The 13,365-nt window shown below is 63.7% G+C and carries 12 protein-coding genes; 10 read left to right on the top strand and 2 right to left on the bottom strand.

Features of this window, described 5'->3' with window-relative positions; all coding sequences use genetic code 11:
* The first annotated feature begins 11 nt into the window (after positions 1-11).
* The 9 genes from AB4M76_RS18660 (at position 12) to AB4M76_RS18620 (ending at position 8,661) form a co-directional block, all read left to right on the top strand.
* Positions 12-1,802 (top strand): gamma-glutamyltransferase family protein, encoded by a 1,791-nt coding sequence (locus AB4M76_RS18660; RefSeq protein WP_368443700.1) that lies wholly within the window; start codon positions 12-14, stop codon positions 1,800-1,802.
* A 3-nt stretch (positions 1,803-1,805) separates the two neighbouring features.
* Positions 1,806-2,567, top strand: coding sequence for a DUF1028 domain-containing protein (locus AB4M76_RS18655; RefSeq protein ID WP_368443698.1), 762 nt, complete (start codon positions 1,806-1,808; stop codon positions 2,565-2,567).
* Between the two features lie 4 nt (positions 2,568-2,571).
* Positions 2,572-3,414 carry a sulfite exporter TauE/SafE family protein gene (locus AB4M76_RS18650; protein WP_368443696.1) on the top strand — a complete coding sequence of 281 codons (843 nt, stop codon included), beginning with the start codon at positions 2,572-2,574 and terminating at the stop codon, positions 3,412-3,414.
* Positions 3,411-4,124 carry a FadR/GntR family transcriptional regulator gene (locus AB4M76_RS18645; RefSeq protein WP_368443694.1) on the top strand — a complete coding sequence of 238 codons (714 nt, stop codon included), beginning with the start codon at positions 3,411-3,413 and terminating at the stop codon, positions 4,122-4,124. Before AB4M76_RS18650 ends, AB4M76_RS18645 begins: the two co-directional genes overlap by 4 nt.
* A gap of 217 nt (positions 4,125-4,341) precedes the next feature.
* Positions 4,342-5,322: a phosphate/phosphite/phosphonate ABC transporter substrate-binding protein gene (phnD, locus tag AB4M76_RS18640; protein WP_368443692.1), complete on the top strand. Its 981-nt coding sequence runs from the start codon at positions 4,342-4,344 to the stop codon at positions 5,320-5,322.
* Between the two features lie 54 nt (positions 5,323-5,376).
* Positions 5,377-6,162 carry a phosphonate ABC transporter ATP-binding protein gene (phnC, locus tag AB4M76_RS18635; protein ID WP_368443690.1) on the top strand — a complete coding sequence of 262 codons (786 nt, stop codon included), beginning with the start codon at positions 5,377-5,379 and terminating at the stop codon, positions 6,160-6,162.
* Positions 6,159-6,953, top strand: coding sequence for a phosphonate ABC transporter, permease protein PhnE (gene phnE, locus AB4M76_RS18630; protein ID WP_368443688.1), 795 nt, complete (start codon positions 6,159-6,161; stop codon positions 6,951-6,953). Before phnC ends, phnE (AB4M76_RS18630) begins: the two co-directional genes overlap by 4 nt.
* Positions 6,950-7,759, top strand: a complete 810-nt coding sequence (phnE, locus tag AB4M76_RS18625; RefSeq protein WP_368443686.1) for a phosphonate ABC transporter, permease protein PhnE — start codon at positions 6,950-6,952, stop codon at positions 7,757-7,759. The genes phnE (AB4M76_RS18630) and phnE (AB4M76_RS18625) overlap by 4 nt, the downstream gene beginning before the upstream one ends.
* Positions 7,756-8,661, top strand: coding sequence for an HAD-IIA family hydrolase (locus tag AB4M76_RS18620; RefSeq protein WP_368443684.1), 906 nt, complete (start codon positions 7,756-7,758; stop codon positions 8,659-8,661). The genes phnE (AB4M76_RS18625) and AB4M76_RS18620 overlap by 4 nt, the downstream gene beginning before the upstream one ends.
* Before the next feature lie 55 nt (positions 8,662-8,716).
* On the opposite strand, the gene AB4M76_RS18615 is transcribed toward AB4M76_RS18620, so the two are convergent.
* Complete coding sequence (locus tag AB4M76_RS18615) at positions 8,717-10,213, bottom strand: aldehyde dehydrogenase (protein WP_368443682.1); 1,497 nt, start codon at positions 10,211-10,213, stop codon at positions 8,717-8,719.
* Positions 10,214-10,365: 152 nt separating this feature from the next.
* On the opposite strand from AB4M76_RS18615, the gene AB4M76_RS18610 reads away from it, so the two are divergent.
* Positions 10,366-11,268 carry an NAD(P)-dependent oxidoreductase gene (locus AB4M76_RS18610; RefSeq protein ID WP_368443816.1) on the top strand — a complete coding sequence of 301 codons (903 nt, stop codon included), beginning with the start codon at positions 10,366-10,368 and terminating at the stop codon, positions 11,266-11,268.
* A 64-nt stretch (positions 11,269-11,332) separates the two neighbouring features.
* Here the strand turns inward: AB4M76_RS18610 and AB4M76_RS18605 are convergent, their stop codons facing one another.
* Complete coding sequence (locus tag AB4M76_RS18605) at positions 11,333-13,297, bottom strand: cache domain-containing protein (RefSeq protein ID WP_368443680.1); 1,965 nt, start codon at positions 13,295-13,297, stop codon at positions 11,333-11,335.
* Positions 13,298-13,365 lie beyond the last annotated feature (68 nt).

Raw genomic sequence — 13,365 nt, 5'->3', positions numbered from 1 at the left:
CGGGGGCGACCATGAGCTTCACCACCCGCCCCGAGATCAGAGGGTCTTTCGGCGTCGTCACCTCGACCCATTGGATCGCCTCTACCGTCGGGTTTGGCATCCTGGAGAAAGGCGGCAACGCCTTTGACGCGGCGGCCGCCACCGGCTTTGTGCTGCAGGTGGTCGAGCCGCATCTGAACGGCCCGGCGGGGGATCTGCCGATCATCTTGCACGATGCCAAGGCCGATGAGATCAAGGTCGTCTGCGGGCAAGGCGTCACCCCTGCCGCCGCGACGATTGCGCATTACCAAGCGCAGGGGCTGCGCCTGATCCCCGGCTCCGGTCTGCTTTCCACCGTGGTGCCCGGCGCCTTTGACGGCTGGCTCTTGATGCTGCGCGACCATGGCAACCTGCCCCTGCGCGCTGTCTTGCAGCCAGCCATCGACTATGCCCGCGACGGCCATCCGGTGCTGCCGCGCCTGTCGAACACGATCAAGGATCTGGCCGGGTATTTCGCCGAAGAATGGCCGACCTCTGCCGCGGTCTGGACGCCGGGCGGCAAAGCGCCCGAGCCGCATGAGAACTTCAAGAACCCCGACCTTGCCGAGACCTATGACCGCCTGCTGCGCGAGGCCGAGGCCGCCGCCACCGACCGCCGCGCGCAGATCGACGCGGCGCGCAAGATCTGGTCCGAGGGCTTTGTTGCCGACGCGATCTGCGACTACCTGAAAGACGCCTGCGTGCAGGATGTCTCGGGGCAGAAAAACAGCGCTGTGCTGTCGCGCGAGGACTTGGCGTGTTGGTCCGCGACCTATGAGGAGACGTTGAGCTACAGCTACCACGGCTGGACGGTGCATAAGACCCGTGCATGGTCGCAGGGGCCGGTGTTCTTGCAGACGCTGGCGATCCTCAAACATTTCGACCTCGGCGCGATGGACCCGATGGGTGAGGCTTTTACCCATACGGTGGTCGAGGCGATGAAACTCGCCTTTGCCGACCGCGAAGCCTATTACGGCGACCCCGATCACAGCGCGATCCCGATGGAGATCCTGCTGTCGGATGCCTACAATGCCGAACGCGCCAAGCTGATCACTGCGCGGGCCTCGCTTGATCAACGCCCCGGCATGGTGGCGGGGCTGGAGCATCTGGCGGAACACTATGTGACACGTGCCGCGCGTGGTTTTAGCGCGCCGCCCGCGCAGAGCGACACTCGACCGCTGGCGCAACGCACCGAAAAGCGCGGCGATACCGTGCATCTGGATGTGATCGACCGCTGGGGCAATATGGTCTCGGCCACGCCTTCGGGCGGCTGGCTGCAAAGCAATCCGGTGGTGCCGGGTCTGGGCTTTCCGCTGAACTCCCGCGCGCAGATGTTCTGGCTGGAGCCCGGCCTGCCCACCTCGCTCGCCCCCGGCCGCCGCCCGCGCACCACGCTCACGCCGTCGCTGGCCGAGAAGCCCGACGGCACGCGGCTGGTCTTTGGCACCCCCGGCGGCGATCAGCAGGACCAATGGCAGCTGATCTGGTTCCTGCGCCTCGTGCATCACGGGCTGGACCTGCAGGAAGGCATGGATGCGCCGCTGTTTCACACGATGCATTTTCAGAGCAGTTTCTTCCCGCGTCGGACCCAGCCGGGCGAGATCACCATCGAGCCGAATGTCGGCACCGCTGTCATCGACGGCCTGCGCGCGCGCGGGCATGTGGTGACCGTGGCCGAACCTTGGTCCGTCGGGCGGCTCACCGCCGCGATGCGCACCCCCGATGGCGGCCTGCGGGCCGCTGCCACCCCCCGCCTGATGCAGGCCTATGCCGTAGGACGCTGACCCATGACCTATTCCATCATCGCCCGTAACCCCGAGACCCGAGAGATCGGCATCGCCGTTGCCAGCCGCTTTTTCGCCTGCGGTGCTGCCGTGCCCTATGTCGGGCGGCGGGTGGCGGTGGCGACACAGGCTTTCGTGAACCCGCTCTGGGGCACCGAGGGCCGCCGGATGCTGGAGAATGGCGAAGCTGCCGAGGCGCTCATCGCGGAATTCGCCGCACGCGATGCGGGGCGCGATATTCGCCAATGTCACATGCTGGACGCGGCGGGCAATTTCGCCGCCCATACCGGCAAGGACTGTGTCGACTGGGCCGGGCATCGCAGCGGCAGCCATCATTCCGTTGCGGGCAATATGCTGACCGGGCCTGAGGTGGTCGCGGCCACCTTTGACACCTATGCCGCCCGCGATGACCTGCCGATGGCCGAGCGGCTCTTGGCCGCCATGCGCGCGGGAGAGGCGGCGGGCGGCGACAAGAGGGGCCGGCAGGCCGCCGGGCTGGTGATCCACCGCGGCGAAGACCACGCCTATCTTGATTTGCGCGTCGACGATCACGCCGATCCGCTGAGCGAGCTTGACCGTCTGCTGGAGGTGGCAGGCGAACGCTATCTGCATGTCGCGGAGGCCATGCCGAGCCGACACAACTTCTCTGGCACGACGGACCGTGCGCCGATCGACGCGGCGATCCTGCGTGGTGAAATCGCCCGACAGAAAGCCGGAAAGCCCAGCCGGTCTTTGGCGACCGATACCGTGGTAAAGAAAGAATAGACTGATGATGGCCTTTGATTTTAGCCAGTTGCTGCCCCTTCTCGCCATCGCCGTGGCCGCCGGTGTGGCCGGGGGCATTCTCGCCGGCCTGCTCGGCGTGGGCGGGGGCATTGTTATCGTGCCGGCGCTCTACCTCGCTCTGTCCACCGCGGGGATGGACCCGGCGATCACCATGCAGGTTGCCGTTGGCACCTCGCTGGCAACGATCGTCTTTACCTCCCTTTCCTCGGGCTACGGGCATTTCAAACGCGGTGCCATTGATATGGAGCTGCTCAAACTCTGGGCGCCCTCGCTGCTGGTGGGCGTCATCATTGGCGCGCTCTTGGGCGGCTATGTCTCTGGTCTGATCCTTGTCGGGGTCTTTGCCACCGTGGCGGCGCTGGTCGCCATCGACATGATCTTTCGCAAGACCAAGGACGAACCCAGCCCGCGCGGCTTTGCCAAACCGGTCTGGGCGCTGCTGGGGACCGTGACCGGCGCACTGTCGGCGATGATGGGGATCGGCGGGGGCACCATCGGGGTGCCGCTGCTCAACTTCCTTGGCTATGACATCCGCCGCGCCGTTGGCACCTCGGCGGCGATCGGCTTTATCATCGGCCTGCCCGGTGCGGTGGTCTATGCGCTGACGGGTCTGGGCGCCGAGGGGCTGCCGCCCTTCTCGCTGGGCTATGTCAATCTGGCGGCGGCGGCGATCATCATTCCGCTTACCAGCAGCTTTGCCCATGTGGGTGTTAAACTGGCCCATAGCATCCCGCGCCGGGCGCTTAGGTTTGCCTTTGGAATCTTCCTGATGATAACGTCATTGCGCATGTTGTTCGATCTTTTCAAGGCCTTCGCCCTTTCATGAGTAAAAACGCCCAACCCACCCCAACCGAGATCGAACTGGCCGAGCGGCTGCGCGGCGCGATCCGGCAGGGGGACATTCTGAAGGACGGGCGGATGCCGCCCGAACGGGCGCTGGCCGAACATCTTGGCGTCAGCCGTGCGCGGCTGCGTCTGGCGCTTGGACTGTTGCAAGAGGACGGCACGATCTACCGCCGCCACGGGCAAGGCACTTTTGCCACCCCGCCGCCTGCGACCAATGCCGACAGCCTGCGCCATCTGGCGCGGCAGGTCACGCCGAGCGACATTATGGAAGTGCGGCTGGAAGTCGAACCGGCCCTCGCCGCGCTCGCCGCAGACCGCGCCCGCCCGCAAGAGATCGAGCGGTTAGAGCAGCTGATGCGCGCCACGCTCAATCTCAGCAGTGCAGATGCCTATGAGACGGCTGACGACAAATTCCATTACAAGATCGCCGAGGTTGCCCGCAACCCGCTGTTCCTGACGGTCTACGACTCCATCCGCGCGGTGCGGCGCGAGGTGGCATGGACCTCGCGCCGCCGCACCTACCACCCGCCGGAAACCCTGCAAATCCTTGGCGAACAGCATATGACATTGGCCGATGCCATCGCCCGGCGCGACAGTCTGGGCGCTGCGGCGGCGATGGAGCAGCATTTGCTGACCGTGTCGAAAACCCTGCTGCGGGACCGGGTGCGCAAGATCGAACTTGATATCTGACGCCGCCCCGGCTGTTTCCGCTCCGCTTTGTGAAATTTCTGTTAAACTTTCCCGAGCATGCCGCCGACTTTGTCTTGGCGCAGGAGATTTTCGGTGTCATGTAGCGGCGCGGAGGCAAATCGCGCCGGATTGTCTTGCAAACGAAACAATTCAATGTTCGTATCTGCGCATTATTAGCCTTCGTACGACGCGAAGGTTTCTCAGGGAGTAGAACGCGATGACCCATAAGACTATTTTTGCCGCCGGCCTGATGGCGGCGTTCACCTTTACCGGCAGTGCCGCTTTCGCGCAGGAGGACTGTGAGCGCGGCCAGCTTGACGAGATGTTCTGCGACGCCAATGGCGATCTGGTCGCCGACGCGCCGACCGATCCGGAAAAGCTGAAAAACCCCGACACGCTTGTCTTCGCCTATACCCCGGTCGAAGATCCCGCGATCTATGAGGATATCTGGACCCCCTTCATCGACCATCTTGAGGACGTGACCGGCAAGGACGTGCAGTTCTTCGCGGTACAATCGAACTCCGCCGAGGTCGAAGCCATGCGCTCGGGCCGTCTGCATATCGCGGGTTTCTCCACCGGCCCGACACCCTTCGCGGTGAACCTCGCTGGGGTTGAGCCCTTCGCGATCATGGGCGCGGATGACGGCCAGTTCGGCTATAAGCTGCAGGTCTACACGCAGGCCGACAGCGACATCCAGGAGATGAAAGACCTCGCCGGCAAGCGCGTGGCCCACACCTCGCCCACCTCGAACTCCGGCAACCAAGCGCCGCGCGCGCTCTTCCCCGATCTGGGCGTGGTGCCGGATGAGGATTACGAAGTGACCTATTCCGGCAGCCACGACCAGTCGATGCTGGGCGTTGTCGCGGGCGACTATGACGCGGCCCCGGTGGCCTCCGAAGTGGTCGACCGTATGGCCGAGCGCGGTCTTTATGACCCCGAAGATGTGCGCATCGTCTGGGAAAGCGATCCCTTCCCGACGACCTCCTACGGTGTCGCCCATGACCTTGCGCCCGAGCTGAAGGAAAAGATCAAAGAGGCTTTCTTCTCCTTTGATTTCGAAGGGACCGCGCTTGGCGAGGAATTCACCGGCGTCAGCAAATTCATCCCGATCACCTATAAAGATCAGTGGGCGGTCATCCGTCAGATCCAAAAGGCGAACGGTGTCGAGTACACGCCCCAAGGTCTTGCGGCGGAATAATCGTTTAACGTCGGGGCCGGCAAACGCGCCGGCCCTGCACACAAGGTACAACACATGCTAAAAATCTCCGACCTCGTGAAGCGCTATGGCAGCGGTGATCCGGTGCTGAAAAACCTCGACCTGACGATCGAGGGGGAAAGCGTCGTTTCGATCATCGGCTCGTCGGGCGCGGGCAAATCCACGCTGCTGCGCTGCATCAACCGATTGGTGGAACCGACCTCGGGGTCGATCAACCTCAATGGCACCGAGCTGACCAGCCTGCGGGGCAAGAAACTGCGCGGCGCACGGCGCAAGATTGGCATGGTGTTTCAGGGGTTTAACCTCGTTGACCGCCTGACCGTGATGGAGAATGTTCAATCGGGCCGCTTGGGCTATATCTCGACATGGTCCGCCGTCACGCGCCGCTATCCCAAGGAGGATATCCGCCGCGCCTATGAGCTGATGGAACGTGTTGGCATCGCCCAATACGCCAATACCCGCGCCGATCAACTCTCGGGCGGTGAGCGCCAGCGTGTCGGCGTGGTCCGCGCCCTGATGCAGGACCCCGACATCCTGCTGGCCGATGAGCCGACCGCCTCGCTCGACCCCAAGACCTCGGAACAGATCATGGGCCTGCTGCGTGACCTCGCGGGCGAGTTGAAACTGCCGGTGCTGATCAACATTCACAATGTGACCGAGGCTAAGGAATATACCGACCGCATCGTCGGCATGCGCTATGGCCGGATCATTTTCGACGACGTGCCTGCCAAGCTTGACCAAGCGGCGATGGACCAGATCTATGCCGGCAGCCCCCATGCTGACCGCGCCAAAGACGGCACCGAGAACGGGGCCGCGGCATGAGTGCAGCCCGAGATACGTGGAAGAAACCACCTTTCATCGCCAACCCGCTGCTGCGGTGGGCGGTGATCCTTGGCGCGATTGCCTATTTCGGCTGGGTGGGGCTGACCATGCCGATCGATTGGAACCGCGTGGCCGAAGGCATTGGCCGGGCGGGCCGTATCTTTGGCGGGGCTTTTCCGCCCAGCTTTGAACGCTCCGGCCTGTTGATCGACGGTTTCCTTGAAAGCCTGAAAATCGCCATTCTCGCCACCGCGGGCGGGGTGCTCTTGTCGATCCCGATCGCCTTTATGGCGGCGCGGAACGTGGCGCCGAAACCGATCTTTTACCTCGGCCGCGCCATCATCATCGTCGCGCGCAGCTTTCACCCGGTCATCGTCGCGATCCTTTTCGTCAAGGCCGTGGGCTTCGGCCCCTTTGCGGGCGTGCTGACGCTGATCGTCTATTCCATTGGTTTCGTCGCCAAGATGCTGGCCGAGCGGATCGAGGAGATCGACTTCGGTCAGGTCGAGGCCATGCGCGCCGCCGGTGCGCCCTACTTCTCGACGCTGGTCTATGCGATCTTTCCGCAGATCATGCCGCGCCAGATCGGCCTCACGATCTATCAACTCGACAGCAACCTGCGCGCCTCTGCCGTGGTCGGCATCGTCGGCGCGGGCGGTATTGGCGCGACACTGGCCAATGCTTTCGGGCGCTACGACTATGACTTCGCTCTTGCGATCACCATGGTCATCGTCGGCGTGATCCTTATCTCCGAAGCCGTCAGCGGCGTGATCAGAAAGCGCATCCAATGACGACGATTGCAGAGAAATTCGGTCGCGACGACTGGACCCGCTTCACCCTGCGCCAGCGCATGACCCGCTACGGCGTGATCTTTGGCTGCGCGCTTGCCATCGCCTGGGCGCTGACCTCTATCGAAGTGATCTGGGCCTGGGTCTGGGGCGCGCCTGAGCAGATCGGTGACCTTTTTGGCCGGATGTATCCGCCTGACCCCAGCAATCTTGAGACCATCCTCAAGGTGCTTTGGGACACGGTGAACATCGCCACTTTCGCCACCACCTTCGCGGTGCTGCTGTCGCTGCCGGTGGCCTATATCGCGGCGCAGAACACCACGCCCAACCGTGCCACGCTCTGGCTCGGGCGGCTCATTCTCGTGACCTCTCGGTCGGTCAACACGATCATCTGGGCGCTTTTGTTCGTGGCGATCTTTGGCCCCGGTGTGGTGGCGGGCATTCTTGCGATCATGTTCCGTTCCATCGGCTTCATCGGCAAACTGCTGGGCGAGGCGATCGAGGAGATCGACAAACGTCCCGTCGAGGCGCTGGAGGCCACAGGCGCGTCGCGCTTCAAGGTCATCGCCTATGCCATCGTGCCGCAGGTGATGCCGACCTTCTGGGCGGTCTCGATCCTGCGGTGGGATATCAACCTGCGCGAATCCACCGTGCTGGGCCTCGTCGGTGCGGGCGGCATCGGGATCATCCTGCAGGGTGCCATCGACACCTTCAACTGGCCCGAGGTCGCCACGATCCTCATCGCGATCATCGTGCTGGTGATCATCGGCGAGGTGATCTCGGCCTTCCTGCGCCGCCGCATCCTGTGAGCGTCGCCATAGACCCCGCGCGGGCGCTGGCCGAATACCAGCGCCTGCGCCCCCGCCTGCCCGCCCACGCCCGGCGCGGCAAGGCGGCAGACGCGGCGCGCTTCCTTGATATCGCCGCCCCCTATGACCTGATCCTCTTTGACGCCTACGGTGTGCTCAATGTCGGAGAAACCGCCATCGAAGGCGCGGCCGAGACCATTGCCGCGCTGCGGGACCAAGACAAGAGCGTCATGGTCGTGTCGAACTCCGCCGCCTACCCCAAGGCCCATATGATGGACCGCTACGCCCGGCTTGGCTTTGACTTTGCGCCCGATGAGGTCGTCACCAGCCGCGAAACCCTGCTGGCGCGGGTGGCGGAAGAGCCTGCACGGCAGTGGGGCGTCATGCTGAACCCCGAAAAAGACATGGGCGAGATAGCCGATCTGGGGGCCGCCGTGCTCGCCGATGATCCGGCGCTTTATGATCAGGTCGAAGGTTTCCTCTTGGTCGGTGCCGATGGCTGGACCGAGGCGCGCCAAACGCTGCTGGAGGCCAGTCTTGCCCGCGACCCGCGCCCGGTCTTCGTCGGCAACCCCGATCTCGTCGCCCCGCGCGAAGATGGGCTGTCGCTGGAACCCGGCTGGTTCGCCCATCGGCTGATCGATGCGACCGGCGTGGCGGTGCATTTCTGCGGCAAGCCGTTTCCGGATATCTTTGACCTTGCCCTCGCGCGGCGTCCGGCAATCCCGCCGGAGCGGGTTCTGATGGTCGGGGACACGCTGCACACCGACATTCTCGGCGGGGCGCAGGCCGGATTTGCCACGGCGCTGGTGACGGGCCACGGCGCGCTGTTGGGGCTCGATGTGGCCGAGGCGATTGCAGGCTCTGCCATCGCGCCGGACCATATCCTGCGCCAGATTTAGGCCGCGTCTTGTCGTTTCAGCGCTGCCCGACCTCGGGCCGGGCGGCGCTGACATCTCACTCCGTCTGTATCCAAACCGCCTTGGTATCCAGATAGGCCTGAAGATGCTCGACCCCGCCCTCCTTGCCATAGCCTGACATTTTCAAGCCGCCAAAGGGCACCGCCGGGTCAATGGCGTGGTACATGTTGACCCAGACCGACCCGGCCTTGAGCCGCTTGACCGTGCGATGCGCGGTGCTGAGATCGCGGGTGAAGATACCGGCTGCCAGACCGTAGGGCGTGGCATTGGCCCGCACGACGACCTCGTCCAGCGTGTCGAAAGGCAGAACCGAAATCACCGGGCCGAAAATTTCTTCGCGGGCGATGGTCATCTCGTCGGTGACATCGGCAAAGATCACCGGCTCAAGGAAATTGCCGCCAGCGTAATCCGCGCCTTCGGGCCGGGCGCCGCCGGTGACCAGCCGCGCGCCCTCGGCCTTGCCTTTTGCGATATAGCCCTCGACCTTCTCAGTCTGCACCGCGTTGATCAGCGGGCCAAGATCGGTGCCCGCGTCCAGGCCATGCCCAATCTTCAGCCCCCGCGCAAAGGCGGTGAGCTTTTCGATAAATTCGTCCTGTATCTCCCGCGCCACGAAGAGCCGCGAGCCGGCGATGCAGATCTGCCCCGAATGCGCATAGACCGCCATCGCAGCCACCGGCACGGCTTTGTCGAGATCGGCATCCTTGCAAATGATCAGCGGGGATTTCCCGCCCAGTTCCAAGGTGATCCGCTTCAGCGTATCGACCCCGGCGCGGGCGATCGTCTTGCCGGTCGCGGTGGAGCCGGTGAAAACCACCTTGTTCACATCCGGATGCTCGGCCAGTCGCGCACCGGCCTCGCGGCCCCGGCCTGTCACCACATTGACCACCCCATCCGGCACGCCGGCCTCCTGCATCAGCCGCGCGATCATCAGCGGCGTCAGCGGCGCATCTTCGGATGGTTTCAGCACCACGGTACAGCCGGTGGCCAGCGCCGGGGCGATCTTCCAGATCGAGGCGGCGGTGGGCGCGTTCCAGGGGATGATGGCGCCGACCACGCCGACCGGTTCGCGGGTGGTGAAAGACAGCATCGACTGCGAGATCGAATTCTCGATCACATCGCCATGCAGCGCCACGGCTTGGCCCGCATAAAAGCGCAGCATGCCGATCACGCGCCGCTTGTTGCCCAGGGTCCGTGCCAGCGGCAGCCCCATGTCGGCAGTGTCCGACACGCAGAGCTTTTCCCAATCGCGCTCCATCACATCGGCGATGCGCAAGAGCAGCTCTTGCCGGTCGTAGGGGGTGAACGTGGACCATTCCCCCTCAAAGGCCCGGCGCGCGGCGGCGACCGCGGCATCGACATCCTCGGCCCCGCCGCGCGGCACCGTCGCCAAGGCGCGGCCAGAGGCGGGATCGACCACGTCAATCACCTCCCCGGACTGCGCAGGCACCTCTTTGCCGTCGATGATCATCGGGCAGAACTGCCCGTGATAAAGCGTCTGGGACAGGGCGTGGGGGTCGAAGGTCAAAGTCATGTCAGCCTCATTCATTCTGCCCGCCATTCCTAGCAACCCAAACGCCGGGGTCAAAGCCGCTAACGCCTTTGCCGAAAAGAAAATCACCCCGCCCCGCATTGTGCCACGACGGGCCGGGTTATAGACCTTGGGTCAGGGAACTGCCCGTGCAGATGCGGGACAGCGCAGAGGGGAAGAATATGAAAGTTGGGATCATCGGTGTCGGCCTCATGGGCCACGGCATTGCGCGCAATGTGATGCGACGGGGGGGATTTGACCTTGGCTATATCAACCACCCCGGCAACCAGCCGACGGAGGAGCTGGACGGTCTGGGGGCGACGGCTTTCGACAGTCTGACAGAGCTTGCCGCTGCCTCTGATGTGGTCATCCTCTGCGTCACCGGCTCGCCGCAGGTCGAGGCGATCCTGACCGGGGACGGCGGTGTCATCGCCGGGCTCAAACCCGGTGCGGTGGTGGTGGATTGTTCGACCTCCCTGCCCGCCTCGACGCTGAAGATGGCCGAGGCGGTCAAAGCGGCGGGGGGCGGGTTTATCGACGCGCCCATGACCCGCACCGCGCCTTTTGCGCATGAGGGGAAATTGAACCTGCTGGTGGGGGGCGACGCGACTGTCGTCGCCAAGGTCGCGCCAGTGCTTGCGTCCTTTACCGAAGAGGTCAAACATGTGGGCGAGGTCAGCGCCGGGCACCGTTTGAAACTGTTGCACAACTATGTCTCCGTCGGTTTCATGTCGCTGCTGGCCGAGGCCGCGGCGCAATCTGCCGATGCGGGGATTGACCCGCAGAGCTTTGTCGATGTGCTCGCCGCCGGGGGCGGTGCCAGCGCGGCGCTTGATCGGCTGTCGCCCTTTATTGTCAACGGGGACCGCGAGACCCTGCCCTTTTCGATCAGCAACGCCATGAAAGATTTCGACTATTACCGTCAGATGTCCAGTCAATCCGGCGCCCGTGTGGAGATTGCCGACGGGGTCTATAAGGCGCTTTCGGATGTGGTGAATGACGGTGCGGGCGATGCCTATGTCCCTGAATTGGTACGGTATTTTCGCAAGGGCGCCTAGTGCCCCCTTCCCGATGTTAATGCCCTAGCGCGGGCACCCTCGAAGGCGTTGACGGCCAGACCGCCTAGACACCCTCCGCCTCCGCCCCTTGGGGCAGCCAGACCGTAAAGGCGGCCCCGCCCTCGGCCAGGTTGCGCACGGATATGATCCCCCCGGCCCGCTGGATCAGGGTCTGGGAGATCGACAGCCCCAGCCCGGTCCCCTCCCCCGGTTTGGTGGTAAAGAATGGATCAAAGACAGAGCCCAGCAGCGCCTCCGGCACCCCCGGTCCGCTGTCTTGTACTGTCAGCGCCACGCCGGGCAGATCGTCTCGCTCGGCCTGCTTGAGTGAGATATACAAGCGCCCTGCCCCCTCCATGGCCTGTGTCGCATTCACGATCAGGTTCACCACCACCTGCTGGATCTCGCCGGACTCCGCGCGCACAGGCGGCACATCGTCCAGATCGCAAATCAGCTCTATCTGCCCCCGGCTCAACAGATGTTCGACAAGAACCAGACAATCTTGCACCAGGGGACGCAGCAAGGTATTATGTTCACAATCGGAAAATTCGGACGGACTGGCGAATTGTAACAATTTGCCAACGATGACCTGAATCCGCGACACCTGCTTGTCGATCAACCCCAATTCGGTGGTGACCTGCTCGGCCTGTGCGCCGAGCGTCTGCCGGATGACATCGACATTGCCTTGAATAACCGCCACCGGATTGTTGATCTCATGCGCCACCCCGGCGGTGATCTCACCAATCGAGGCGAGCTTTTCACTCATCACCAATTGCCGGAAGGTCTGCTCCAACTTCTCATTGGCGTCGCGGAGTTCTGCCGTGCGTTGGTCCACCCGCGCATTCAACTCATCATTCCAAAGCCGCAGCGCGCGGTCGCGTTCCTGCACCTGTTCCAGCAGCCAGTCGAGATGTTCTGCGACCGCCGCAATCTCTCCCTTGGCTGAGACCGGCCCGATCCGCGCTGCCAGCTCGCCCCGCCCGACCCGGCGCATGACCTCGGTCATCCTCTCTAAAGGTGCAAAGATGCCGCGGGCCATCCATAGGAAAACCGGCCCCGAAATCCCCAGCACGATGACGAAGGCCCCGATCAGCCACCAAAGCGCTTCGCGCTTTTTCTGCGCGAAAGGTGCTTCGAGAAAGCCGACGTAGAGCATACCGACATGATTGCCGAAACTGTCGGTGATCGGCTCGTAGCCAGAGATGTACCAGTCGTTCACCACAAAGGCGCTATCCAGCCAAGTGCGACCGTCGAGCAGCACCGCCTCGCGCACCTCGGCTGACACACGGGTGCCAAGCGCGCGGACCCCTTCGAACAGTCTGACATTGGTCGAGATGCGCAGGTCGTCCAGAAACAGCGTCGCGGTCCCCTGCCGGTCGCCGCCGGTCACGGCGTCGAGATAGACCAGATCGTTCATCCGATCGATGAAATCGAGGTTCCGGTTGAGCAGCATGCCTCCGACCAACACGCCCTCTTCGCCGTTCAAACGCACCGGGCTGGCGGCATGGACCACCATCCCCCGGTCTTCTACCTCGCGGTCGGTCGGCACAGCCGCCGGGGTATCGACCAGCGGCACGCGGGCCTGGGCGGCCAGATCGCTCGACAGGGTTGTCAGCCGTTCATTGCTGAAGATATCGATCTCGGCCCGTGCTTGCCCCTGGGTCGCGCTCCGAATTACAGGCCAGTCATGCCCGGCTTGCAGCGCCTCATCCCGCGGTAGATAGCGTAGAAAGTCGAGGCCAAGTTCCTGCCGGGTCTGGTCCAGCAGCTCCGCTTGTCTTGCGTCGGGCTGCTCGAACCAGCGGCTAAAGGCCACCGACCGGGCCACTGCGTCAAGCTCATCGCCGGTCTGCGCCAACAGCCGCGCCAGATATTGGCTGGCGATCTTGAGATCACTTTCCACATTGGCGATCAGCACCTCGTCATACTCTTCCGACCATCGCGACATGCCCAAGAGCAAAAGCAGCGGCATGAGCACGACAAGGGGGGTCAGAGCCAGGATCAAAAGGCGAAAGCGGACGGAGGTCATAGGTTTATCCAGAAAACTCGCCGCAAACTAGCTTTTGACGGGGGCAGGGGGAACCTTTCAGCCGCTAA

The organism is Sulfitobacter sp. PS-8MA, from assembly GCF_040933935.1.
In the GTDB taxonomy this organism is placed as follows: domain Bacteria; phylum Pseudomonadota; class Alphaproteobacteria; order Rhodobacterales; family Rhodobacteraceae; genus Sulfitobacter.
The sequence above is the reverse complement of the archived record's forward strand: the minus strand, read 5'-3'. Positions and strand labels throughout refer to the sequence as shown.

Bases quoted from the DNA above. Each gene is read 5' to 3' on its own strand.
- AB4M76_RS18645 (WP_368443694.1), top strand. From the start codon at position 3,411: ATGAGTAAAAACGCCCAACCCACCCCAACCGAGATCGAACTGGCCGAG.
- AB4M76_RS18660 (WP_368443700.1), top strand. From the start codon at position 12: ATGAGCTTCACCACCCGCCCCGAGATCAGAGGGTCTTTCGGCGTCGTC.
- AB4M76_RS18650 (WP_368443696.1), top strand. From the start codon at position 2,572: ATGATGGCCTTTGATTTTAGCCAGTTGCTGCCCCTTCTCGCCATCGCC.
- phnE (WP_368443686.1), top strand. From the start codon at position 6,950: ATGACGACGATTGCAGAGAAATTCGGTCGCGACGACTGGACCCGCTTC.
- AB4M76_RS18605 (WP_368443680.1), bottom strand. From the start codon at position 13,297: ATGACCTCCGTCCGCTTTCGCCTTTTGATCCTGGCTCTGACCCCCCTT.
- phnD (WP_368443692.1), top strand. From the start codon at position 4,342: ATGACCCATAAGACTATTTTTGCCGCCGGCCTGATGGCGGCGTTCACC.
- AB4M76_RS18655 (WP_368443698.1), top strand. From the start codon at position 1,806: ATGACCTATTCCATCATCGCCCGTAACCCCGAGACCCGAGAGATCGGC.
- phnE (WP_368443688.1), top strand. From the start codon at position 6,159: ATGAGTGCAGCCCGAGATACGTGGAAGAAACCACCTTTCATCGCCAAC.
- AB4M76_RS18610 (WP_368443816.1), top strand. From the start codon at position 10,366: ATGCGGGACAGCGCAGAGGGGAAGAATATGAAAGTTGGGATCATCGGT.
- phnC (WP_368443690.1), top strand. From the start codon at position 5,377: ATGCTAAAAATCTCCGACCTCGTGAAGCGCTATGGCAGCGGTGATCCG.
- AB4M76_RS18615 (WP_368443682.1), bottom strand. From the start codon at position 10,213: ATGACTTTGACCTTCGACCCCCACGCCCTGTCCCAGACGCTTTATCAC.